Annotated in this window: 17 protein-coding genes and 1 pseudogene; 10 read left to right on the top strand and 8 right to left on the bottom strand. The window is 71.2% G+C overall.

What is annotated here, in order from left to right; translation table 11 throughout:
* The first annotated feature begins 77 nt into the window (after window positions 1-77).
* Both ACFWY6_RS06310 and ACFWY6_RS06315 read left to right on the top strand, forming a co-directional pair.
* Window positions 78-908 carry an acyl-CoA thioesterase gene (locus ACFWY6_RS06310; protein WP_384687026.1) on the top strand — a complete coding sequence of 277 codons (831 nt, stop codon included), beginning with the start codon at window positions 78-80 and terminating at the stop codon, window positions 906-908.
* A gap of 60 nt (window positions 909-968) precedes the next feature.
* A complete protein-coding gene (locus tag ACFWY6_RS06315) occupies window positions 969-1,937 on the top strand; it encodes a cation diffusion facilitator family transporter (protein WP_384686945.1) in 969 nt (322 codons plus the stop codon).
* Window positions 1,938-1,958: 21 nt separating this feature from the next.
* On the opposite strand, the gene ACFWY6_RS06320 is transcribed toward ACFWY6_RS06315, so the two are convergent.
* Both ACFWY6_RS06320 and ACFWY6_RS06325 read right to left on the bottom strand, forming a co-directional pair.
* The gene (locus ACFWY6_RS06320) at window positions 1,959-2,747 is read right to left on the bottom strand and encodes a phosphatase (protein WP_360765815.1); all 789 of its coding nucleotides are present in this window, start codon (window positions 2,745-2,747) and stop codon (window positions 1,959-1,961) included.
* Window positions 2,748-2,944: 197 nt separating this feature from the next.
* Complete coding sequence (locus ACFWY6_RS06325) at window positions 2,945-4,423, bottom strand: PucR family transcriptional regulator (RefSeq protein ID WP_384686948.1); 1,479 nt, start codon at window positions 4,421-4,423, stop codon at window positions 2,945-2,947.
* A 212-nt stretch (window positions 4,424-4,635) separates the two neighbouring features.
* Here ACFWY6_RS06325 and ACFWY6_RS06330 point away from each other — a divergent pair, with 212 nt between their 5' ends.
* The 7 genes from ACFWY6_RS06330 to ACFWY6_RS06360 all read left to right on the top strand — a co-directional run bounded on the left by ACFWY6_RS06330 (window position 4,636) and on the right by ACFWY6_RS06360 (window position 16,091).
* Window positions 4,636-6,105 (top strand): sodium:solute symporter, encoded by a 1,470-nt coding sequence (locus ACFWY6_RS06330; protein ID WP_384686950.1) that lies wholly within the window; start codon window positions 4,636-4,638, stop codon window positions 6,103-6,105.
* A gap of 107 nt (window positions 6,106-6,212) precedes the next feature.
* Window positions 6,213-7,211 carry an agmatinase gene (gene speB, locus ACFWY6_RS06335; RefSeq protein ID WP_384686952.1) on the top strand — a complete coding sequence of 333 codons (999 nt, stop codon included), beginning with the start codon at window positions 6,213-6,215 and terminating at the stop codon, window positions 7,209-7,211.
* Between the two features lie 110 nt (window positions 7,212-7,321).
* A complete protein-coding gene (locus ACFWY6_RS06340) occupies window positions 7,322-9,007 on the top strand; it encodes a thiamine pyrophosphate-binding protein (protein ID WP_384686954.1) in 1,686 nt (561 codons plus the stop codon).
* A gap of 242 nt (window positions 9,008-9,249) precedes the next feature.
* Complete coding sequence (locus ACFWY6_RS06345; protein ID WP_384686956.1) at window positions 9,250-10,188, top strand: serine hydrolase; 939 nt, start codon at window positions 9,250-9,252, stop codon at window positions 10,186-10,188.
* A gap of 90 nt (window positions 10,189-10,278) precedes the next feature.
* Window positions 10,279-14,016 (top strand): ABC transporter ATP-binding protein, encoded by a 3,738-nt coding sequence (locus ACFWY6_RS06350; protein ID WP_384686958.1) that lies wholly within the window; start codon window positions 10,279-10,281, stop codon window positions 14,014-14,016.
* A 96-nt stretch (window positions 14,017-14,112) separates the two neighbouring features.
* Window positions 14,113-14,508 carry a hypothetical protein gene (locus tag ACFWY6_RS06355; RefSeq protein ID WP_384686960.1) on the top strand — a complete coding sequence of 132 codons (396 nt, stop codon included), beginning with the start codon at window positions 14,113-14,115 and terminating at the stop codon, window positions 14,506-14,508.
* 140 nt (window positions 14,509-14,648) lie between these two features.
* A complete protein-coding gene (locus ACFWY6_RS06360) occupies window positions 14,649-16,091 on the top strand; it encodes a S28 family serine protease (protein ID WP_384686962.1) in 1,443 nt (480 codons plus the stop codon).
* A 250-nt stretch (window positions 16,092-16,341) separates the two neighbouring features.
* On the opposite strand, the gene ACFWY6_RS06365 is transcribed toward ACFWY6_RS06360, so the two are convergent.
* The 3 genes from ACFWY6_RS06365 to ACFWY6_RS06375 form a co-directional block, all read right to left on the bottom strand.
* Window positions 16,342-16,995 carry a hypothetical protein gene (locus tag ACFWY6_RS06365; protein WP_384687028.1) on the bottom strand — a complete coding sequence of 218 codons (654 nt, stop codon included), beginning with the start codon at window positions 16,993-16,995 and terminating at the stop codon, window positions 16,342-16,344.
* 121 nt (window positions 16,996-17,116) lie between these two features.
* Window positions 17,117-18,955 carry a glycoside hydrolase family 3 protein gene (locus ACFWY6_RS06370; protein WP_384686964.1) on the bottom strand — a complete coding sequence of 613 codons (1,839 nt, stop codon included), beginning with the start codon at window positions 18,953-18,955 and terminating at the stop codon, window positions 17,117-17,119.
* 324 nt (window positions 18,956-19,279) lie between these two features.
* Window positions 19,280-20,233 carry a LysR family transcriptional regulator gene (locus ACFWY6_RS06375; protein ID WP_384687030.1) on the bottom strand — a complete coding sequence of 318 codons (954 nt, stop codon included), beginning with the start codon at window positions 20,231-20,233 and terminating at the stop codon, window positions 19,280-19,282.
* Between the two features lie 112 nt (window positions 20,234-20,345).
* Here ACFWY6_RS06375 and ACFWY6_RS06380 point away from each other — a divergent pair, with 112 nt between their 5' ends.
* The gene (locus tag ACFWY6_RS06380) at window positions 20,346-21,383 is read left to right on the top strand and encodes an EamA family transporter (RefSeq protein ID WP_384686966.1); all 1,038 of its coding nucleotides are present in this window, start codon (window positions 20,346-20,348) and stop codon (window positions 21,381-21,383) included.
* Here the strand turns inward: ACFWY6_RS06380 and ACFWY6_RS06385 are convergent.
* The 3 genes and pseudogenes from ACFWY6_RS06385 to ACFWY6_RS06395 all read right to left on the bottom strand — a co-directional run.
* Window positions 21,337-22,053, bottom strand: a pseudogene (locus ACFWY6_RS06385) (sugar phosphate isomerase/epimerase family protein); the annotation flags it as partial. The gene ACFWY6_RS06380 and the pseudogene ACFWY6_RS06385 overlap by 47 nt on opposite strands.
* Window positions 22,050-23,012 carry a GNAT family N-acetyltransferase gene (locus tag ACFWY6_RS06390; protein ID WP_384686968.1) on the bottom strand — a complete coding sequence of 321 codons (963 nt, stop codon included), beginning with the start codon at window positions 23,010-23,012 and terminating at the stop codon, window positions 22,050-22,052. The pseudogene ACFWY6_RS06385 and the gene ACFWY6_RS06390, both read right to left, overlap by 4 nt.
* An 88-nt stretch (window positions 23,013-23,100) precedes the next feature.
* The gene (locus ACFWY6_RS06395) at window positions 23,101-23,943 is read right to left on the bottom strand and encodes an SAM-dependent methyltransferase (protein ID WP_384686970.1); all 843 of its coding nucleotides are present in this window, start codon (window positions 23,941-23,943) and stop codon (window positions 23,101-23,103) included.
* Window positions 23,944-24,045 lie beyond the last annotated feature (102 nt).

Raw genomic sequence — 24,045 nt, forward strand, 5'->3', positions numbered from 1 at the left:
ATCCACCCCCACCCCGCAAACCGCGATCCTTCGTGGTCTGGTGGGCTGGTTTTTGTTTATAAGACACCGCCCTCTATCTGCTCGACCTGGAGCAGATCGAGGAGGACATCTTCCGGGGCATGAGCCGTTCGGCTCTCGTCCCGCGCGTCTTCGGCGGCCAGGTGGCCGCCCAGGCGCTCGTAGCGGCCGGACGCACCGTCCCCGCCGACCGGCCCGCTCACTCCCTCCACGCGTACTTCCTGCGTGCCGGGGACCCGGGAGCGCCGATCGTCTACACCGTCGACCGGATCCGTGACGGCCGCTCCTTCACCACCCGCCGGGTCGTCGCCGTCCAGCACGGGCAGCCGATCTTCCACCTCTCCGCGTCCTTCCAGACGTACGAAGAGGGACTGGAGCACCAGACCGGGATGCCGTCGGCGCCGGACCCGGAGACGCTGCCGACCGCCGCCGAGATGCTGCCGCGCCATCTGCCGGCCGATGTCGCCGAGCGCCTTGTCGAGGCCCGCGCGGCCGTCGATCTGCGCTATGCGGACGTGCCGCCCTGGGGCACGGTCGGGCAGCCGCGGGAGCCGCGCTCCCAGGTGTGGTTCCGCACCAACGGCAAGCTGGCCGACCACCCCTTGCTGCACGTCTGCCTCGCCACGTACGTCTCGGACATGACGCTGCTCGACTCGGTGCTGCTCGCGCACGGCCGGGGCGGCTGGGCGGTCGGCGACGTCGTCGGAGCTTCGCTCGACCACGCGATGTGGTTCCACCGCCCCTTCAGGGCGGACGAATGGCTCCTGTACGACCAGGAGTCGCCGTCGGCTTCCGGCGGGCGCGGCCTCGGCCAGGCACGCATCTGGACGCAGGACGGACAGCTCGCGGTGACGGTGATCCAGGAGGGCGTGGTCCGCGTCCCCCGCTGAGGGGTCCCTTCGGGTGGCCCGGTTTCGCGGCCGCCGCCGATCGGACATACCGTCCGATACATGAGTGAGCCATCGTCCGGGTCTGGCGGCGAGAGCGTCTTCACCGTCATCGTCGCCGCCGTCGCCAACCTCGGCATCGCGCTCGCCAAGGCCGTCGCCGGCATCATCAGCGGATCCAGCGCGATGCTCTCCGAGGCGGCCCACTCGGTGGCCGACACGGTCACCGAACTGATGCTGCTCGTCTCCCTCAAGAGCAGCGAGCGGCCCCCCGACGAGGATCACCCGCTCGGCTACGGAGGCGCCCGTTACGTCTGGGCGCTCCTCGCCTCGGTCGCCACCTTCGTCGGCGGCGGAGTCTTCGCCGTCTACGACGGCATCCACACCCTCACGCACGGCGAGGACCCGGGCGACCCGCTCATCTCGTACATCGTGCTCGGCGTCGCCTTCGTCCTGGAGAGCTACTCGCTGCGCACCGGCCTCAAGCAGGCGCGCGGCGAGGCGGACCGCTTCGGGGTGAAGCTCAGGCGCTACCTGCGGCACACCCCCGACACCGCGGTGAAGGCCGTGGTCCTCGAGGACTCCGCGGCGCTCGCCGGCCTCGCGCTCGCCGCGGCCGGACTGCTCGGCGCGCAGCTCACCGGGTCCGGCGTGTGGGACGGCGTCGCGTCGCTGTGCATCGGCGTGCTGCTCGTGTACGTCGCCTGGGTCCTCGGGCACGCCAACTCCGAGCTGCTCATCGGGCGTCCGCTGCCCAAGGAGACGCGGCAGCGCATCCGCGAGGAACTCCTCGCCTCCGAGCACGTCGAGGCCGTCCTCGAACTGACCACGCTGCTGCAGGGGCCGCGCGAGGCGCTCGTCGCCGCCAAGGTCGACTTCCGCGACACCTCCACGGCGGCCCAGGTCGAATGGGCCTGTGAGCAGGCCGAGCGGCGGCTGCGCGAGCGGTTCCCCGCCGTACGCCGCGTCTACCTGGACCCGACGCCCGGGTTCGCGCAGCGGCGCGAGGAGGGCCTCAACCCGTGGCCGTGAGCGGGGCCCCGGGGCCGTGAATCAGGCCTCCGGAGTGAGTCCCGCCGCGTCCAGGAGGTACGCCGTCATCGGGTCGTAGAAGCGCGGGCTCGTGACGTGGTCGTCCAGCGGGACCGTCACCTGGAGGGTGCCCTCGGCCTCGCCGATGAACAGCGCCGGGTCGTTGCAGTCCGCGTACCCGACGGAGTCGATGCCGCGCTGGCCGGCCCGTCCCGCCCAGCCGTGGTCGGCGACGACCAGGTTCGGCTGCGGGCGGCCCTCGCGCTCCAGGCCGTCCAGGATCGCGTTCATCGGCTCCGGGGAGTGCGTGTGCCACAGCGTCGCGCCGCGCTCCAGCATCGCCACGTCCGCGAACTGGAAGACCATGCCCTCGTCGGCGGTGAGGCCCTCCGGGATGACGACGATCTCGCAGCCCGCCGTGCGCAGGGCGGCCGCCGTCGCACGGTGCACGTCGAGCAGGCCCCCGGGGTGGCCGGTCGCGAAAAGGACCCGCTCCTTGCCGGCGGCCGCCTTCCGGAGACGGGCGGCCATCCGCTCCAGGGCGTCCACCGTCAGCTCCGGGTCGATGGTGTCCTGCCCCTGCCGGTACTCCGCGTCGTCGATGACACCGCACCGCTCGGCCATCACCGCGAGGACGTCCTGCTCGTCGCTCCAGCGGTCGCCGAGCTCCAGGCCGAGCCAGTAGTGACGGTCGCCGTTCGCGAGCTTCCTGTAGTGGCTGAGGTTGTTCTCGCGGGGGGTGGCGACGTCGCCCGCGATGCGGGAGCGTACGAGGTGGTCGACGAGCGCGGCACGGCTGGGTATCGGCATGGCTCCTATTGTGCCGTTGCTCGGGCCGCGGGGCCGGGGCGTCTTGAAGCATGGGCCGTGTGATCTGCGCCAAGCGCTGCCCTGCGCTGCGCTTGGCTTGAGCGGGGGTGGGGCTTCGTTCGTCTGCGGGTCTGCTGTGGCTGGGCGCGCAGTTCCTCGCGCCCCTTACGGGGCCCGGGTCGCCCTGACCCGGCCCCCTATGGGGCCCGGTTCAGGGCGAACCAGAGTTCCATGCGGACGTCTGGGTCGTCCAAGTCCGCCTCCAGGAGCGTCGCGCACCGCGCGATCCGTTGGCGCACGGTGTTGCGGTGCACCCCCAGTGCCGTTGCCGTGCGGTCCCAACTGCCGTGCAGGGAGAGCCAGGTGCGCAGGGTCAGGGTCAGTGGTTCGCCGGCGGCCAGCGGGGCGAGCAGTACGCGCGCGTGGGCGTCGGCCTCCTCGGGGGCGATCAGGGCGGCGATGCCGTTCGCGTGATGCCGCACGAGAGGCAGGCGGGTGGCCTCCGCGCGGCGCAGGGCGCGGGCCGCCTCGGCGTCGGCGGCCGCGAGGTCGGCGGGCGGCACGGAGCCGGAGACGCCCAGGGTCCAGCCGTCCGTGGGGCTGATCTCGCGGTCGGCGGGGACGAGGAGGCGTACGACGTCGTCACGCGGGTCGACCAGGGCGCTGCCGAGCGCGGCGGCGAGCGCGGACGCGGCCAGCGCGGTGCGCTCCCCGCGCGCGTGCACCACGGTCCAGAGATCGCTCCCCAGGAGAAGCCCGACGTCCTGCGGCGAGGCCCCCACCAGGAGCCGTACGAGGGCGGAGGAGCGCGCCGCCTCGGTGGCGCCCTGGTGCTCTCCCGTGAGCAGCGAGAGCAGCACGACCGCCGCTCCCGCGATGGTGTGGTCGCCCGGTTCGCGGCGGTCCGTGGCGATCCCGAGCGCGAAGCCGCGGCCGCCGCCGAGCGCATAGGCGGCCAGGTGTGTGGTCCCCGCCGTGTCGGCGGCGGACGCGGGGGCGCCGGGCGTACCGCGCCGCACGACCGAGGTCAGCTCCCGCAGCGCGTCGCGGGCGGCCTCCTGCGCCTGCCCCGCGGCCTCCTGCGCCTGCCCCGCGGCCTGCAGCTCCGTGCCCTCAGGGCCGTAGAGCACCGCGATCCCGCCGAGCCGTGCCGCCAGCTGACGCAGCACCGCCGGGATCGGATCGGGCCTGGCCGCCGCCGTGGCGAGGCCCTGCTGCGCCTCCGTCACTCGACGCAGCTCCGCGTGCCTGGCCTCGGCCATCAGCCGCCACACCGCGCGGGCGACCCCGCTGAAGGTGGTCCGCTGCGGGACCTCGACCAGCGGCAGCCCGTGGCGGTCGCAGGCCTCGACCAGGGCGCGCGGCACCGTGTCGTGCACCGGCGCGACGCCGAAGCCGAGCGCCGCGCCGCCCGCCTCGACGATCCGCGCCACGTAGTCGTCGAGGTAGACCCCGGCGCCCGCCGGGTCCGTGATGTGCACGCCAGCCGTCAACAGCAGCTCGCCGCCCAGGAGATACGGATACGGGTCCGCCATCTCCGAGGTGTGCACCCACTGCACGGCCGTCCCCGCCGCCCGCGCGTCCGGCCCGGCGATCTGCCGCAGCCCCAGGTCCTCGCGGGCGAGCAGCGCGGCGAGCGGGACGGGTGGGGTCGGCGGGGCCGTGGGGTCGGTCATGGTGGATGTTCCATCCATCTCGGTCGTGGAGAGTGGATGAAACGTACACTTCAGCGTTGCTTTCCGGCCACCTAAGGTCGTGCCGACCACAGGCCGCGGGTACGGGCGGATGTCCCCACGGCCGGTCATCACCCCCATCTGTAGACCTTCGAGAAGGCTGCGGACCCCATCTGCACGACACGCCACCGAGGTGCGCGAAGGAGGCCCCCTTTATGGCCGTCGACTACACAGTGATCGTCGTCTATCTCGCCGGCATGCTCGCCATGGGCTGGTGGGGCATGCGCCGCGCCAAGTCCAAGAGCGAGTTCCTGGTCGCGGGACGCCGCCTCGGGCCGTGGATGTACTCCGGGACCATGGCAGCCATCGTCCTCGGCGGCGCGTCCACCATCGGCGGCGTCGGCCTCGGCTACCAGTACGGGCTCTCCGGCGCCTGGATGGTCGTCACCATCGGCCTCGGCCTGCTCGCGCTGAGCGTCTTCTTCTCGGCGCGCATCGCCCGCCTGAAGGTCTACACCGTCTCCGAGATGCTCGACCTCCGGTACGGCGGCCGCGCGGGCGTCATCTCCGGAGTCGTCATGTGGGCGTACACACTGATGCTCGCGGTCACCTCGACCATCGCGTACGCCACGATCTTCGACGTCATCTTCGACATGAACCGCACGCTCGCGATCATCCTCGGCGGCTCCATCGTCGTCGCGTACTCGACGCTCGGCGGCATGTGGTCGATCACGCTCACCGACATGGTGCAGTTCGTGGTCAAGACCATCGGCGTGCTGCTCCTGCTGCTGCCCATCGCGGTCGTCAAGGCCGGTGGCTTCAGCGAGATGAAGGCCAAGCTGCCCACCGAGTACTTCGACCCGCTGGGCATCGGCGGCGAGACGATCTTCACGTACGTACTGATCTATACGTTCGGCATGCTCATCGGGCAGGACATCTGGCAGCGCGTCTTCACCGCGCGCAGCGACAAGGTCGCCCGCTACGGAGGCACCGTCGCCGGTACGTATTGTCTGGTCTACGCGATCGCGGGCGCCGTCATCGGCACGGCGGCCAAGGTCATGTACCCGAAGCTGCCGAGCGCGGACGCGGCCTTCGCCACGATCGTCAGGGACGAACTGCCCATGGGCGTACGGGGGTTGGTCCTCGCCGCGGCCCTCGCCGCCGTGATGTCCACGTCCTCCGGAGCGCTGATCGCCTGCGCCACCGTCGCCAACAACGACATCTGGTCGCGGCTGCGGGGCGTCGTCAAGGCCGACGGAACGAACGACGAGCCGCACGACGAGGTGAAGGGCAACCGCCTCTTCATCCTGATCATGGGCATCGCCGTCGTCTGTATCGCCATCGCGCTCAACGACGTCGTCCAGGCGCTGACCGTCGCCTACAACCTGCTCGTCGCCGGCCTTCTCGTGCCGATCCTCGGCGGCCTGCTGTGGCGGCGCGGCACCGCGGACGGCGCGCTCGCGGCCGTCGCCGCGGGTGGCCTCTCGGTCATCGGGCTCATGTGGGGCTACGGAATCCTCGCCAACGAGCCCATCTACTACGGCCTCCTGACGTCCCTTGCCGTGTACGTCGTCGTCTCCCTCGCCACAAAGCCGACCGACGCGGCGGTGCTCGCCGCGTGGCGCGAGCGGCTCGCCGGGCGGGGAACGCAGGAGACGGCAGAACCAGTAACGACCACCGTCTAGCTCAGCGCGCCGCCCTCCGATGGTGCTCACTGTCAGTGGGCCGCGCGACACTTGAAAACGCAGCACTCGCAAAACGCAGCACTCGCATCAGCAGGAGGAAACCGACCATGACCAGCGCCGAGACCCCGCCCCCCCGCGGCCCCGTCGACTCCTCCCGCATTCCCCGGTACGCGGGCCCGGCGACGTACGCACGGCTGCCCCGTCTCGACGAGGTCGGCGGCAAGACGGACATCGCCGTGGTCGGCGTGCCCTTCGACAGCGGTGTCTCGTACCGCCCCGGCGCCCGCTTCGGCGGCAACGCGATCCGCGAGGCCTCGCGCCTCCTGCGTCCGTACAACCCGGCGCAGGACGCATCGCCCTTCGCGCTCGCGCAGGTCGCGGACGCGGGCGACATCGCCGCCAACCCGTTCAACATCAACGAGGCCGTCGAGACGATCGAGGCCGCCGCGGACGACCTGCTCGGCTCGGGCGCCCGCATGATGACGCTGGGCGGCGACCACACCATCGCCCTGCCGCTGCTGCGTTCCGTCGCCAAGAAGCACGGCCCGGTCGCCCTGCTGCACTTCGACGCCCACCTGGACACCTGGGACACCTACTTCGGCGCCGAGTACACGCACGGCACGCCGTTCCGCCGGGCCGTCGAGGAAGGCATCCTCGACACCGAGGCGCTCTCCCACGTCGGCACGCGCGGCCCGCTGTACGGCAAGCAGGACCTCACGGACGACGAGAAGATGGGCTTCGGCATCGTCACGTCGGCGGACATCTACCGCCGCGGCGCCGACGAGGTCGCCGACCAGCTGCGCCAGCGCATCGGCGACCGCCCGCTGTACATCTCCATCGACATCGACTGCCTGGACCCGGCCCACGCGCCCGGCACCGGCACTCCGGAGGCGGGCGGCATGACGTCGCGCGAGCTCCTGGAGATCCTGCGGGGGCTCTCCTCCTGCAACCTCGTATCGGCGGACGTCGTCGAGGTCGCCCCCGCCTACGACCACGCGGAGATCACGGCCGTCGCCGCCTCGCACACCGCGTACGAGCTGACGACGATCATGAGCAGGCAGATCGCCGCAGACCGCGCCGCCGGTGCGGACCAGAACGCGAAGTGACCACGGCCGCAAGGCTGTAGGACACCAGGACACGCCGGGCCGCCGCGCGCGGCCCGGCGGCCGCAGCGCCCGCCGGGGCCGCAGCCCGGGCGAGAAGGAGAAGACGTCGCATGACCCACGACCACGACCTGGTGCTGCGCCCCACGCCGCGTCAGACTGAGGCCGCCCTCAACCCGCCCGCCGGGCGCAACGGCGGCGACCTCGTCGTCGAGAGCCTGCAGGGCCTCGGCGCGACGACCGTCTTCGGCCTCCCCGGACAGCACGCGCTCGGCATGTTCGACGCCCTGCGCCGCTCGTCCCTCTCGTACGTCGGACTGCGCGTCGAGAACAACACGGGCTTCGCGGCGGACGCGTACGGCCGGATCACCGGAGAGGTCGCCCCGCTGCTCCTGTCCACCGGCCCCGGCGCGCTGACCTCGCTCGCCGCGCTCCAGGAGGCGGCGGCCGGGTCGTCACCCGTCCTTGCGATCGGCAGCCAGGTCCCGGTGGCGGGCCTCGGCGGCGGCCGGCACGGCTATCTGCACGAGCTGCGCGACCAGCAGGCCTCGTTCAGGGACGTGGTCAAGTCCGTCCACACGGTCCGCACGGCCTCGCAGATCCCCTCCGCGATCGCGGCGGCCTGGGAGTCGGCGCTGACCGCACCGCACGGCCCGGTGTGGGTGGAGATCCCGCAGGACGTGCTGCTCGCGGAGACGACGCTGCCCGTCGTCACGGCCATGGACGCGACCCCGGACGAGGTCGTGCCGCGCCCCGAGCTGACCGCCGTGGCGGCCGACCTGCTGTCCCGGGCCGAGCGCCCGGCGATCATCGCAGGCGGCGGAGTCGTCCGTTCGGACGCGAGCGGCAAGCTGCTCGCGCTCGCCGAGCTGGTGAACGCCCCGGTCGTCACGACCTTCGGCGGCAAGGGCGCGTTCCCCTGGGAGCACCCGCTCTCGCTCCAGTCGTGGCTGGAGGACCGGTACACGACGGACTTCCTGGAGGACGCGGACGTCCTCCTGGTGGTCGGCTCCGGTCTGGGCGAGCTCTCCTCGAACTACCACACGTTCAAGCCGCGCGGCCGGGTCATCCAGATCGAGGCGGACGCCGGGAAGCTGGAGTCCAACCACCCGGCGCTCGGCATCCACGCGGACGCGCGCCTCGCGCTCTCCGCGCTCCTGGAGACGATCGACGCCCCCCGCGAGGACCCCTCGGCCGCTGAGCGGGTCGCGGCGGTCCTCGCCAAGGTCCGGGAGCGGATCGCCGCCCAGGACCTCGCCCTGGAGCAGCAGGTCCTCGCGTCGGTGCGCGCGGCCCTGCCGGACATGTCCCCGTCCTTCTGGGACATGACGATCCTGGCGTACTGGGCGTGGTCGGCCTTCGACGCCCGCCACCCGAACACGATGCACTCCGCCCAGGGCGCGGGCGGCCTCGGCTACGGCTTCCCCGCGGCGCTGGGAGCGGCGGCCGCTGACCCCTCGAAGCCGGTCCTCGCCGTCTCGGGCGACGGCGGCGCGATGTACTCCATCGCGGAACTGGCCTCGGCCAAGCAGCACGACCTGCCGGTCACCTGGCTGATCGTGGACGACGGGGGCTACGGCATCCTGCGCGAGTACATGGCGGAAGCCTTCGGCGAACCCACGGCGACGGAACTGTCGCGGCCCGACTTCGTCGCGCTCGCGGAGTCCTTCGGGGTGCCGGGGGTCCGGACGACGCCGGAGGCCCTCCGCGACGACCTTGCGAAGGCGCTCGCGGAGCCCGGCCCCTCGGTGGTGGTGCTTCCGGCGGTCCTGCGGATGTTCGAGCCGACGCATATCTGAGCCGACGCCGATCGCAGCAGAGTCCCGGCGCCACACCGCGAAGAGCGGGTGACGTCGGGACTCTGCTGCACCTGGGCACGTGGTGACCATTGGGACACGGGCTCGTCACGGATCGGTCATCCGTTCCAAAGTCGTACAACCTCGACCGGTACCGGTGAGTCATGCGGGGTGAGTGCGCCGGGGGGCGCGCTTGTACGGACCCCGAGGGTCTTGTACGGACCCAAGGGGATGGGAAGACTCCGATGACTCACCCGATATCCGGGATGTCCAGGCGTGCCCGCGTGCTCTCGGCGGGCCTCGCCGCCGGAGTGCTCGTGCCGCTCGGCACCGCCGCGACGGCCACGCCCGCCGTCGCCGCGACGGCACCGAAGGTCATCTGCACCTCCGCGCAGGCCGGCCTGGCCGCCAAGCTGACGAAGGACATCACGGCGGCGCTGAAGAACCGCAGGGGCACGGTCGCGGTCGGTCTCCACGACCGCACCACCAAGACCACCTGCACCCTGCGCCCGACCACCTCGTTCGACTCGGCGAGCGTCGTCAAGACGACCGTCCTCGCGACGCTGCTGTGGGATGCGAAGAAGACCGGGCGGAAGCTGTCGGCCCGTGAGTCGGACCTCGCGTACGCCATGATCACCAAGTCGGACAACGCGGCGACCAGCAAGCTCTGGCGTCAGCTGGGCACGGGAAAGATCAACGCGTTCCTCAGGGCCGCCAAGATGACGAAGACGGTGCCGGGATCCGGCGGCTACTGGGGCCTGACCCGGATCAACGCGGCCGACGAGCAGAAGCTCCTCGCTCTGATCACCGCCAAGAACTCCGTCCTGAGCGACAACGCGCGCGCCTACATCCTCAAGCTGATGGGCAAGGTCGTCTCCGCACAGCGCTGGGGCACCCCGGCGGGCGCGCCGTCCGGCGTGCAGATCCACGTCAAGAACGGCTGGCTGCAGCGCTCGACCCACGGCTGGCGGGTGCACAGCATCGGCGCGTTCAAGGGCGGCGGCCACGACTACACGATCTCCGTGCTCACCCACGGCAACAGCACCATGGACTACGGCGTCACCACCATCCAGGGCGTGGCCAAGGCCGTCCACAAGGACCTGACGCCCACGACCCCCGCTGCCAGGCGCTACACCCCGACGGACACGCCGCAGGAGGCGTTCGTGGCGGTCCCGGGGTCCTAGGACCTCCGACCCCTCTTTGTTGCAGCGGGATGAAATCAGCGCCCCATCAGGTTGTGCCTCTCGGCAGGTCAGGTCGACGGGAGGCATCTGGTGGCGGAGCAACGGGGCGGGGTCGGGCCGGAGGTATCCGGCTGGGCGAGACGGCTGACCGGGTACGCCTGGCGGTACCCGAAGGACGTCGTGCTCGCGCTCGGGGCCTCGCTCGGCGGCATGGCCGTCATGGCGCTCGTCCCGCTGATCACCAAGGTGATCATCGATGACGTCGTCGAGGACCGGACCCGGTCCATGCTCCCCTGGGCGGGAGCCCTCATCGGCGCCGCCGTCATCGTGTACGTGCTGACGTACATCCGCCGCTACTACGGCGGCCGCCTCGCCCTCGACGTCCAGCACGATCTCCGTACCGAGATGTACGACACGATCACCCGGCTCGACGGGCGGCGGCAGGACGAGCTGTCCACCGGGCAGGTCGTCGGGCGGGCCACGAGCGACCTTCAGCTGATCCAGGGCCTGCTCTTCATGCTGCCGATGACCATCGGCAACATCCTGCTCTTCGTGATCTCCCTCGTGATCATGGCGTGGCTCTCGCTGCCCCTCACCCTCGTCGCGCTCGCCGTCGCCCCCGCCCTGTGGTTCATCGCCAAGCGCAGCCGCAACCGACTGCACCCCTCGACCTGGTACGCGCAGGCCCAGGCCGCCGCCGTCGCCGGAGTCGTCGACGGCTCCGTGTCCGGCGTACGCGTCGTGAAGGGCTTCGGTCAGGAGGAGCAGGAGACCGGGAAGCTCAGGGAGGTCGGGCGCAAGCTCTTCGCGGGACGCCTTCGCACCATCCGGCTGAACTCCAAGTACACGCCCGCCCTGCAGGCCGTGCCCGCGCTCGGGCAGGTCGCGATGCTGGCCCTCGGCGGCTGGCTCGCGGTGCGCGGGCAGATCACGCTCGGTACGTTCGTCGCCTTCTCCAGCTATCTCGCCCAGCTCGTCGGCCCGGTGCGGATGCTCGCCATGGTCCTCACTGTCGGGCAGCAGGCACGGGCCGGCGCCGAGCGCGTGCTCGAACTCATCGACACCGAGCCGACGATGGAGGACGGCAAGAAGGAGCTGCCCGCCGACGCTCCGGCGACCGTCGAGTTCGACGACGTGTCCTTCGCGTACGAGGACAGCCGCCCCGTCCTCGACGGGCTCTCCTTCGAGATCAGGCCCGGCGAGACCCTCGCCGTCGTCGGCTCGTCCGGCAGCGGGAAGTCCACCGTCTCGCTGCTGCTTCCCCGCTTCTACGACGTGACGCACGGCGCCGTCCTCATCGGCGGGCACGACGTGCGCGAGCTCACGGCCGACTCGCTGCGCGCCGCCATCGGGCTCGTGCCCGAGGACTCCTTCCTCTTCTCCGACACCGTGCGCGCCAACATCGCGTACGGAAAGCCGGACGCCACCCAGGGGGAGATAGCGACCGCGGCCCGCGCCGCGCAGGCGGACCGCTTCATATCCGAGCTGCCCGACGGATACGACACCACCGTCGGCGAGCACGGGCTCACCCTCTCCGGCGGTCAGCGCCAGCGCATCGCGCTCGCCCGCGCCATCCTCACCGACCCCCGGCTGCTCGTCCTCGACGACGCCACGTCGGCGGTGGACGCGCAGGTCGAGCACGAGATCCACGAAGCTTTGCGCGGCGTCATGGCTGGGCGTACCACTCTCCTCATCGCCCACCGCCGGTCCACCCTCAATCTCGCCGACCGCATCGCCGTACTCGAAGACGGACACCTCGCCGCCATCGGCACGCACGAGGAGCTGACCGGCAACTCCCCGCTCTACCGGCGCCTCCTTACCGACCCCGACGAGCTCGGCGGCGTATCGCCCGGCCACGCGGTCCCGGTCGAGATCCCCGAGGACACCTCCCTGCGCGAGGAGCTCGACGCCGAGTTCGACGCCGAGCGCGGCATCACCCCGCAGCTCTGGGTCGGCGACCGCGAGCCCAAGGACACCGCGCTGTCCGGGATGCCCGCGACGCCCGAACTCCTCGCCCAGGTCGACGCGTTGCCCCCGGCGACCGACACCCCCGGCATCGACGAGGCGCGGGCCGTCACTCCCGAGGATTCCTACGGGCTGCGCCGCCTCCTCGCCGGGTTCGGTAAGCCGTTGCTGCTCGCCCTCCTCCTCGTCGCCATCGACGCGGGCATGGGCCTGCTCCTCCCCGTGCTGATCCGGCACGGCATCGACGAGGGTGTCTCGCAGCTCGCGCTCGGCGCGGTGTGGGCGGCCTCCGGGCTCGCCCTGCTCACCGTGCTCGTCCAGTGGACGGCGCAGATCGGCGAGACGCGGATGACGGGACGGACGGGCGAGCGGGTGCTCTACTCCCTCCGTCTGAAGATCTTCGCCCAGCTCCAGCGGCTCGGACTCGACTACTACGAGCGGGAGTTGACCGGGCGCATCATGACCCGGATGACGACGGACGTGGACGCCCTCTCCACCTTCCTGCAGACGGGTCTGGTCACCGCCTTCGTCTCCGTCGTCACCTTCTTCGGCATCATGGTCGCGCTCGTCGTCATCGACGTGGAGCTCGCGCTCGTCGTCTTCGCGACGCTGCCGCCGCTGATCATCGGTACGTTCTTCTTCCGCCGCTCCAGCGTCAAGGCGTACGAACTCGCCCGTGAGCGGGTGTCCGTGGTCAACGCCGACCTCCAGGAGTCCGTCGCGGGCCTGCGCATCGTGCAGGCCTTCCGGCGCGAGCGCTCCGGCGGAAGGAAGTTCGCCGACGCCAGCGCCGACTACCGCAGCGCGCGTATCCGCGGGCAGTGGCTGATCTCCGTCTACTTCCCGTTCGTGCAGCTGCTCTCGGCGGTCGCGGCGGCGGCGGTCCTGATGGTCGGTGCGGGCCGCGTGGAGGCGGGCACCCTGACGACGGGCGCCCTCGTCGCCTATCTCCTCTACATCGACCTGTTCTTCGCACCCGTCCAGCAGCTCTCCCAGGTCTTCGACGGCTACCAGCAGGCCACCGTCTCGCTCGGCCGCATCCAGGAACTCCTCCAGGAGCCGACCTCGACCAAGGCCGCGGACGAGCCGCTCGACGTCCTGTCCCTGCGCGGCGAGATCGCCTTCGAGGACGTGGACTTCGCGTACGGCTCCGCCGACGAACCGGAGGAGGCCCTGAGCGACGTCCGCCTGCGGATACCCGCGGGGCAGACCGTCGCCTTCGTCGGCGAGACCGGCGCGGGCAAGTCGACCCTGGTCAAACTGGTCGCCCGGTTCTACGACCCGACCGGCGGCCGCGTGACGGTGGACGGCACGGATCTGCGCTCCCTCGACCTGACCTCGTACCGCCACCGCCTCGGTGTCGTCCCGCAGGAGGCCTACCTCTTCGCGGGCACGGTGCGCGACGCGATCGCCTACGGCCGCCCTGACGCCACGGACGCCGATGTCGAGGCCGCGGCCCGCGCGGTCGGCGCCCACGACATGATCGCCACCCTGGACGGCGGCTACCTCCACGAGGTCTCCGAGCGCGGCCGCAACCTCTCCGCGGGACAGCGCCAGCTGATCGCCCTGGCCCGCGCCGAGCTCGTCGACCCGGACATCCTGCTCCTCGACGAGGCGACCGCCGCCCTCGACCTCGCCACCGAGGCGCAGGTCAACCAGGCCACCGACCGCATCGCGGGCAGGCGCACCACCCTGGTCGTCGCCCACCGCCTCACCACCGCAGCCCGCGCGGACCGCGTGATCGTGATGGACCACGGCCAGGTCGCCGAGGACGGCACCCACGACGAGCTGCTCGCGCTCGACGGGCGTTACGCGCGGCTGTGGCGGACGTTCGTGGGGGAGGCGGAGCCCTCGGCTGCGTGATCGCCGCGAAGAATCGGGACCGCTTCGCAACCGCGCCCCCTACGGGACGCGTCCGTACATCAGTACGCTGATGCGGAAGTGGCGGGAGGGGAACCGGTGGGCAACGGTCGAATACGGCGGCGTCTCGCGCTCGGTGCCGCCGTCCTTGCTGCTTCCGTCCTGGTCGGGCTCATAGGCGCCGGCACGGCGCAGGCGCAGGTCTCGGTGGCCCGCTGTGCCGGCCACAAGGTGCGCACTCTCGCCTTCAGCACCGGCAAGGTCGAGATCTACAAGAAGCGCGGATACGTCTGCGCCGTCACCGTCGCCAAGCGCCCCGGCGCCCGCAAGACCATGTCCGTCAGCGTCCAGGCCCGCGGCAACCGCCCCGCCAAGGACGCGGGTCAGTACACCCATCACGCGGGCCCGGTGACGGTGCACGCGGGGCGCAGGTGCGTGTGGGTGAAGGGGACGGTGGGCTCGGGGAGCACCAGCTCCGGCTGGATCCTGTGCTGAGAGCGGTTCCGAGAGCAGTTCCGGGTGGAGTGCCCTCTTTGTGACGTACTGCGTCCTGGTGTGACGCAAGAGCCCCTAGAAGTGAGCGAGTTGCTCCGATAAGTTCCGGCGGACGCAATCGCGAACTTAGGGGAGAGTGCATGCGCAAGGCGCTCAGATGGCTGCTGTCGCTAGTGGTGCTCATAGGCACCGTCGGCACAGTGGGCGCGGCAGGGGCGGCCACCGCCGCCGAGCCGCGGGCCAACGACACGACGGCCGATGCTTCGGCCACGGACATAAAGGACCGGCTCCTCGCGATACCGGGCATGAGCCTGATAGAGGAGAAGCCGTACACCGGCTACCGCTACTTCGTCCTCAACTACACCCAGCCGATTGACCACCGGCACCCCTCCAAGGGCACCTTCAAGCAGCGCCTGACGGTGCTGCACAAGGACACCGCCCGCCCCACCGCCTTCTTCACCAGCGGCTACGGAGTCTCGACCAACCCGAGCCGCAGCGAGCCGACGCGGATCATCGACGGCAACCAGGTCTCCATGGAGTACCGCTTCTTCACGCCGTCCCGCCCCGAGCCCGCCGACTGGTCCAAGCTCGACATCTGGCAGGCCGCGAGCGACCAGCACCGCATCTTCAAGGCGCTGAAGCCCATCTACGACAAGAAGTGGGTGGCGACCGGCGGTTCGAAGGGCGGCATGACGGCGACGTACTACGAGCGCTTCTACCCCAAGGACATGGACGGCGTCGTCGCGTACGTCGCCCCGAACGACGTCGTGAACAAGGAGGACTCGGCCTACGACGAGTTCTTCGAGACGGTCGGGACGAAGGAGTGCCGGGCCGCGCTCGAGGCCGTGCAGCGCGAGGCGCTCGTGCGGCGTGAGCCGCTGGAGAAGAAGTACGCCGCGTTCGCCGAGGCGGGCGGCTACACCTTCAAGACCGTCGGCAACCTCGACAAGGCGTACGAGGCGGTCGTCCTCGACCTGGTGTGGGGCTTCTGGCAGTACCAGCCGGAGTCCGCGTGCGCGGACGTCCCTGACGCGTCGTCCGCCTCCGACCAGGCGATCTTCGACTACGTCGACAAGGTGGGCGGCTGGTCCTCCTACACGGACCAGGGTCTGACCCCGTACACGCCGTACTACTACCAGGCCGGTACGCAGCTGGGCTCGCCCGACATCGCCCAGCCCTGGCTCGGCGACCTGAGCCGCTACGGCTACCAGCCGCCGCGGAACTTCGTCCCGCGCTCCATCCCGATGAAGTTTCAGCCGGGTGTGATGCGGGATGTGGACAGCTGGGTGAAGCGCAACTCGCAGCGGATGATGTACGTCTACGGGGAGAACGACCCGTGGGGTGCGGAGCCGTTCCACCCCGCGACGGGTGGCAAGCACGACTCGTACGTCTTCACGGCGCCCGGCGGGAACCACGGTGCGAACGTGGCGGGCCTTGTCGCGGACGAGAAGGCGAAGGCGACGGAGCGGATCCAGGCGTGGGCCGGCGTCTCGACGTCCTCGGCCACGGCGAAGCCGCTGGCTCCGTATGACGCGAAGCTGGACCGCCGTGACGTTCAGCGGGAGCGGACGCTGCGCCCGTAGGGGCAGTTCCTTGCCTGATCCGGGGTGGGCGGACTGACCCGCCGCTTCGTGGCGGATCTTTCCCGCCCACCCACCCGATCACCCCGCAGCGGCCCGCCCACCCTTCAGCCCGTCGAGGGGGTCCCCCCTGCTCTTTAAGAGCTTGGGGGAGTTTGAGGACGAACTCGGCGGAGCCGGTGATGACGGTGCGCACACGGCCGGCGAAGCCGGAAAGTTCGGGAAGGGGCGGGGCTGGGGAAAGGGAAAACGCTTACACCCGCACCGCACACCCAACCGGCCTCCCGCCGCCCAGCGACACATAAAGCTCGGTAGCCGCAGGGCACGCCGTCCGTTCGGCGACCGCCGAAGTCACCCGGTACTCGGGGGGCTTCGTGCCAGAACCGTCGCAGGCCGTCTCGCGGACCTCGCCCTGTCCCGCGCTGTACACGCAGTCCCCGACGACCGTGCGGGGACCGCCCCCGCCCCCGGGGTCACCGGGATGCGGCGCCTCCAGGTTCCGCATGCACGCGTACCCCCGCGGCACCGCCCCGTTCCCGTCCTCGTCCACCGCGGGCCGGTCCTCGCTGATGTGCAGGACGAAGTCGGTGCGGGCGGGGCACGACGGGCCCTCCGCCACCTTTCCGTCGTAGCGTGCGGTCACCCGCGCCGCCGCGCGTTCACTCGTGCACGACACCTCCGTGAACGTCTCGCGCCCCCGCGAACTGCACTCGTCCACGGCGAGGAAGACCGCACCGTATCCGGATGACACCGAAGCGGACGGCCGGTCGTCGTCGAGCCGGCCCGACGAACCCGCCCCCGGTTCCGCGGACTTCTGGCAGCCGGCCGCGCCGACGAGCACCGCGAGCACCGCAAGGACCGGCACCCACCTCGCCCCCACGCGCCGTGCCGTGTTCCAGCCAGGCATGGCCAGCATGGCAAACCCCCCGATATGTGCACCCAGCGTGACCCGCCGGGGCGGGCGCACGCCAGGTGCGCGGGGTGCTTTGGGTCAGTTGGCGGTGGTGCGCCGGTTGTGCGGCGTACGGTCAGTACGTCAGGCCGTGGCCCACCGGGTACAGCACCTGCGTCGGATCGTCCGCCCGCTGCACCGGCACTGGCAGCCGCCCCCGCGGCCGCGCGCGACCCGCGATCACCCTTACGGCGGCGCGCAGTTCGACGTCCGTCCAGCAGTAGGCGGCCAGCGAGGCGCCCACGGAGCCGAGACGCGCCACGTCGTACGGGTTGCGGATCGCCACGGCGACGACCGGGACGCCGGTCGCGACCAGGGCCTCCACCAGGGCGATCTGGGCGCTCCCCGCCCCCACGTTGTACGTGCCGACGACCACCGCGTCCTTGCCCGCGGCCGCCGCAACTGCCTCTGCGATCTTGGCAGTTGAGGGTGCCATGCCCGTCGGAAGCACCGTCGCGGTGAAGCCCAGCTCCGTCAACTCCCGCCCGATGACGGCCGTCGGCGGGCCCGTGGTGCCCGATGGTGACGCCGGGTCGGCGCCCACCACCAGGATCTCCTGGTGCGTACGGCGTGAAAGGGGGAGCAGCCCGCCCTCGTTCAGGAGCAGCGTCGTCGTCTCCTCCGCGATCCGGTCGGCGGCCGCGAGATGCGCACGGGTGCCGACCGCCTTGTCGACGCCGCGCGAGGTGACGTACGGGTCGGAGAACAGGTCCAGTTTCGCCTTCAGGCGCAGGATCCTCAGCAGCGACTCGTCAAGGCGCGCTTCCGTCAACTCGCCGTCCCTGACCGCCTGGAGCACCGCGTTCCACGCGATCTCCGGCTTCGGCGGGTTCAGGAGCTGGTCCACGCCCGCCTTCAGGGCGAGCACCGGGACGCGGTCGTCGCCGTACTTCGTGCGCACGCCCTGCATGCCGAGCGAGTCCGTCACCACGACCCCGTCGTAGCCGAGTTCCTCGCGCAGGATGCCGGTGAGGATGGGGCGGGAGAGGGTGGCCGGGTCCTCGGCGGGGTCGAGGGCGGGGACCACGATGTGCGCGGTCATGATCGAGTCGATGCCCGCGGCCACCGCGGCCCGGAACGGCGGTGCGTCCAGGGTCTCCCACTGCTCACGGGTGTGGTGGATGTACGGCAGCTTGGAGTGGCTGTCGTCCTTGGTGTCGCCGTGGCCGGGGAAGTGCTTGGACGTCGACGCGATGTCCGTGCCCTGATAGCCCTTGACCTGCGCGGCGACCAGGCCGGCGACCGCTTCGGGGTCCGAGCCGAAGGAGCGTACGCCGATGACGGGGTTGGCCGGGTTGACGTTCACGTCCGCGACCGGGGCGTAGTTCTGCCGGATGCCGAGCGCGCGCAGTTCGGCGCCGGCGATGCGGGCCGCCTTGCGGGCGGTGGAGTTCGAGCCCGCGGCGCCGAGCGCCATCGCGCCGGGCAGCAGCGTGGCGGGGATGCCGACGCGGGCCACGGCGCCGTGCTCCTGGTCGGTGGAGATGAGCAGGGGGATGCCGGAGGTGGGGGACTGTCCGGGGGTCTCCGGGGTGAGGGCGGCGCGCTGGATGCCGTTCGAGAGGTCGGCGATCTGGTGCGGGGCACGGGTGTTGTGGGCCCAGCCGAAGTAGATGATGCCGCCGAGGTGGTACTTGGCGACGGCCTCGGCGGCGGTGCGTACGCCCAGTTCCTTGAGGTTGGCGTCGATGTCCGCCTGGTCGGGCTCGGTGGCGGAGTGGCCGTACACATGCATCACGAAGAGCTGGCCGACCTTCTCCTCCAGGCTCATGCGGGAGATGCGCTCCCGGAGCCTGCGGTCGCGGTCACGGTCGCCGCTGCCCGCCGCGTGCACGGACGGGGCGGCCAGGGCCGTCGCGGCGACGGCGGTGGCGGCGAGCAGGGTGCGTCTGGAGGTGGTGCGGTGGGACGACATGTGCGCTCCTTCGGGGAATCCGGCTGAAGGAAACTTTCCCGAGTTACGGATATCCCGAAGATTTCTGCCGGTCAAGGGATCCGGCGGCCAGGGTGGAGGAGTGAGGGGCCGTCACCGGTGCTGTTGGAGGGGGGCGCACCGGTGACGGCATGCTGCCGGCCGCAGGCGGCGGAGAGGGTGGTCAGCGTTCGCAGCCAGCAGCGATGCCGACACCGCCTCGCGGAGACTCACCCGGCAGCACGCCCGTTGGACGCCGCCCCCTTCGCATGGGTTCCCGGCCGGGGGAGTATTTCCGGAAAGTGGTACGTCCGTGAGAGCTGAGGCTCAGTGAGCCGCCTCGGGGACGGCTTCCGGGGCCGTTTCGGGTGCTGCTTCGGGTGCCGCTTCGGGCCAGTGCCCCTGCAGCGTCCTGACCGTCTCGGCTATCGCGGGGCGCCGGGACGCTCCGGCCCGCCACAGGGCGTAGAGCCGCCGCACCGGCACCGGATCGAGCCGCACGGTGACCGCCCCTTCGGGGACCGGGCCGCGGCCAAGGCGGGGGATCAGCGCGACGCCGAGCCCCGCGGCGACCAGCGCGACCAGGGTGGGGTTCTCCTCCGCCATGTGCGCGATGTCCGGCTCGCAGCCCGCCTCGCGCAGCGTACGGATGAGCCACTCGTGGCAGACGAGACCCGGCGGCTGGGTGATCCACCGCTCGTCCTTCAGCTCCTCGCGGCGCACGGACGCGCGCCCCGCGAGCCGGTGCCCGGCGGGCACGACCAGGTCGCAGAGGTCGTCGCCGATGACGGCCTGTTCGACGCCGGGGGGCGTCGGCAGCGGCGCGATGTCCCAGTCGTGCACGATGGCCAGATCCACCGCGCCCTTGGCCACCAGATCGATGGAGAGATGCGGGTCGACCTCCGACATCCGGGCGTCGAGCGCGGGATGCCGCAGGGCGAGATCCGCGAGCACCCCGGGCAGCAGGCCGCGCGCCGCCGATGCGAACGCGGCGATGGTGAGCCGCCCCGCGGGCAGCCCGCGCCGCTCCTCCAGCTCGGTCTCCGCGCGCTCCACGATCGCCATCAACTCCTGTGCGGTGGCGGCGAGATGACGTGCCTCCTCGGTGAGCGCGACGCCCCTGCCCCGCCGTTCGAGGAGGGTGGTGCGGGTCTCCCGCTCCAGCTTGGCGATCTGCTGGGATACGGCGGACGGGGTGTAGCCGAGCGCGGTGGCCGCGGCGCCGACGGTGCCGTGCACCGAGACGGCGTGCAGGGCGCGCAGCCGGGCGAGATCGAGCACGAGGGACCCACTCCATCCATCCACGCGGGACATGATTCGTTAGCGTTGCTTCATCCCATCATGCAGATATCCGCGCTGGTCCTACATGGTCATGCCGGGTGATCCTCGACGCATGCGACCCGTACATGTCTGCCTGGCCGTTCTCGTCGCCGCCGTATGGGGCGTCAATTTCGTCGTCATCGAGGTGGGGCTCGACCACTTCCCGCCGCTGCTCTTCTCCGCCCTGCGCTTCCTGGTGGCGGCGCTGCCCGCCGTCTTCTTCGTGGGCCCGCCCAAGGTCGCCTGGAAGTGGATTCTGGCCGTCGGACTCGTCCTCGGGGTCGCCAAGTTCGGTCTGCTCTTCATCGGTATGGACGCGGGGATGCCGGCCGGCATGTCGTCCCTCGTGCTGCAGATCCAGGCGGTGTTCACGGCCGTCTTCGCCTTCGCGGTGCTCGGCGAACGGCCGGGCGGCGTACGCCTGTTGGGGATGATCGTCGCCCTGACGGGCATCGGTGTGGCAGCCGTGGACGAGGGCGGTTCCGGCACGCTCACGGCCTTCGCGCTGCTCATCGCGGCGGCGGCCTGCTGGGGCGCATCCAACGTCCTGACCCGCAAGGCGTCCCCGCCCGACGCCCTCAACTTCATGGTGTGGGTGAGCACGGTCCCGGTACTGCCGCTGCTCGGCCTCTCCCTCCTCTTCGAGGGCCCGTCGCGGGACCTCGAAGCCCTCGGCTCCCTCGACTGGCAGGGCGCCGGGATCATCGTCTACGTCGCCTGGATCACCACGGTCTTCGGCTTCGGCGCCTGGGGCTACCTGCTGCGCCGCCACCCGGCCTCCACCGTGGCGCCCTTCTCCCTCCTGGTCCCGGTGTTCGGCATGTCGGCGGCCGCGCTGGTACTCGGCGAGTCGGTGAGCGGACTCGGGTGGTGCGCGGCGGCACTGCTCGTGTGCGGGGTCGGCCTGACGTCCTTCGCCGGGGTCAGGCCGCGCGGTTCAGGAGCGGAAGTCAGGCCGCGCGGTCCAGAAGCGGAAGTCAGGCCGCGCGGTTCAGGAGCCGGGACAGGAACTCCCGCCCAGGACCGAGCAGTTCGGGCAGCGGAGCCGCCGCCTCGTACCACCGCTTCTCGTACTCCCAGCACAGCCACCCGTCCCGGTGCTCCCCGCTGAGCAGCACGTCCACGCACTCGGCGAGCGGCAGCACCCCGTCGCCGAGCGCGAGCGGCGTCGTGTCCTGTGCGGACGCGATGTCCTTCACCTGTACGTAGCCGAGGTACGGGGAGAGCGCCGCGTAGCTCTCGGCGGGGGACTCGCCGCCGAGCCAGGTGTGCATCAGGTCCCACAGGGCGCCCGCGTTGCGATGCCCGACGGCACCGAGGACGCGGGTCGCCGCGGCGCCCGTGCGGTGCGAGTCGTGGGTCTCCAGGAGGATGCGTACGCCGAAGTCCGCGGCGTACTCGGCCGCGGTGCCGAGCCGCCGGGCGGCCGTCGCGTCGGCCTCCTCGGCGCTCTGCTCGGTGCCGCCGCCGGGGAAGACGCGGATGAAGGGGGCGCCCAGGTCGCGGGCGAGGGTGAGCAGCGTACGTATCTCGTCGAGCACGGGACCGTCCTCGCCGGGCGCGGCCACGCGCGCGTACCCGGCGATGGTGACGATCTCCACGCCCGCGTCCTTGAACCGGGCGGCCGCGTCGGCGCGTTCGGTGAGCCCGATCCCCGGATGGATCGGCTCTTCGGGATGCGCGCGCAGCTCGACGCCGTGGAAGCCGTGGGTGGTGGCGAGACGCAGCACGTCGGCGAGGGGGAGTCCGGGCACGCCGAGGGTGGAGAAGGCGAGTTTCATGACGCCGACCCTAGATGCAGGTGCCAGTCCTGCCCCATGAGATCGGCGCCGAACGAGCGGTGGGGCTTCTCCTCGGCCAGGACGAAGCCGTGCCGCTGATAGATGGCGCGGGCGGCGCGCAGCACGTCATTGGTCCACAGGGTCATCTCGCGATAGCCGACCCCGCGGGCGAACTCGACGCAGGCATCGACCAGTTGATCACCGATGCCGCGCCCCCGCGCGTCCGGCTCGACGAGCAGCAGCCGCAGCCGCGCGGTCCCCGGCGCCTCGTCGCGTACGCACATCACACTGCCCACGGGCCGCCCGTCGAGCTCGGCGATCCATACCCGCTCCAGGTGCGGATCATGATCCTCCGCGAAGTCGGCGACGATCCGCGCGACCAGGCCTTCGTAGTCGGTGTTCCAGCCGAACTCGGCGGCGTACAGAGCGGCATTGCGCTGCACGATCCACCCGAGGTCACCGGGACCGGGCTCACGGAGCACCGGGCGCGAGACCGCGACCCTGCCCTCGCCCTCGCCCTCGCCCTTGCTCAGGATCTCCCGCACGGTGCGCATCGCGGTGGCGAGGCGGGGCCGCTCGGCGGCCGGGACGCCCGAGAGCAGCGAGCCGATGGCTTCCGTGGACCGCTCGTCGAGGAGCCCTGCGGTCTCGCGCCCCCGCGCGGTGAGCGTGATGCGCTGCCGCCGGGGATCACGCGCGGAGGGCGCGCGCTCCACGATCCCGTCCTTCTCCAGCTTGCCGAGCAGACGGCTCAAGTACCCGGCATCGAGAGAGAGTTCGGAGCGCAGGTCGGCCGCGTCGAGATGGGAGGCATGGGCGAGCTCGTAGAGGACGCGGGCCTCGGTGAGGGTGTACGGGACGTAGAGCTGACGGCTGTAGTCGAGAGCGCCGATCAGATTCGTGTAGAAGCGGTTGAAGGCGCGGATCTCATGGATGGGCGTATCGGAGGCGTGGGCCATCGCGGTTCACTCCGGGTCATCGGGACGGGTCACCTTTGACTGAGTCAACGGTACGCCGCGTCGTCCATGACCGCCATGCCTGTGCTGCTCAGAGGCGGCGGCAGTGGAAGATGCCCCAGCGCAGCTGCCCTCGGTGCGCCGCGTCCGCCCACAAGGACAGGCTGTTCAGCAGTGTGTCGACGTAGTCGGGGCTGATGACGGTGCGCAATTCCTGTTCGCGTTTGTGGGTCTCCTCGATGAGGCGCTCATAGTGGTTGCCCATCTGCTCGCTGAGATCGTCGAAGTCGACCTGCGACATGCCGAGCCCGCACAGCGAACGCCGGTAGAAGTCCGGCGTGGCCAACTCATCAACCCTCAGTCGGGACACGACGGGGCGCAGCGTCCGGGCCGAGGTGCCCTCGTCGGCCATCAGGTCGGTGAAGACCAGGGCTCCTCCCGGCTTGAGGACACGCACGGCCTCAGCCAGGGTGCGTGTGCGGTCCGGGCTGTGACAGAAGGCTTCCTGGGACCAGACGACATCGAAGCGGCCGTCCTCGTAGGGGATGTCCTGGAACGATTCCGTGACCACCTCGATGAGGCCGTCAAGACCACGCTCGGTGTTGACGGCGCGGTGGCGTCGGTTCTGTGTCTCGCTGATGTTCAGGGCGGTGATCTGGCAGCCGAAGGTGGTGGCCAGGTGGCGGGCGGGACCGCCGTAACCGGAGCCCATGTCCAGCACGGCGGCCTCGGGCGTGAGGAGGTCGGCCACCTGGTCGGCCACCCGCTCCACCGTGCGGCGAGAGGCGTCCGCGACCGCCTCGCCCGCCTGCGTGTAGATGCCGGTGTGGATGTCTTCGCCGCCCCAGACATAGGCGTAGAACGCGTCGACGTCGCTGGTCTCGTAGTAGTCGCGGGCCATGTCCTCGCCTCGCGAACCGCCGTGGTACGGCATGGATCTGCCTCCGTTGATCGCCGACAGGGGGAATCAGTCTCACGACCGTGCCACCTGCCTGCACAGAGGCTGAATGAGCCATGGGCCGGGCGCCGCATCACC

It is taken from the genome of Streptomyces sp. NPDC059037 (assembly GCF_042740015.1).
Taxonomy (GTDB): Bacteria; Actinomycetota; Actinomycetes; order Streptomycetales; family Streptomycetaceae; genus Streptomyces.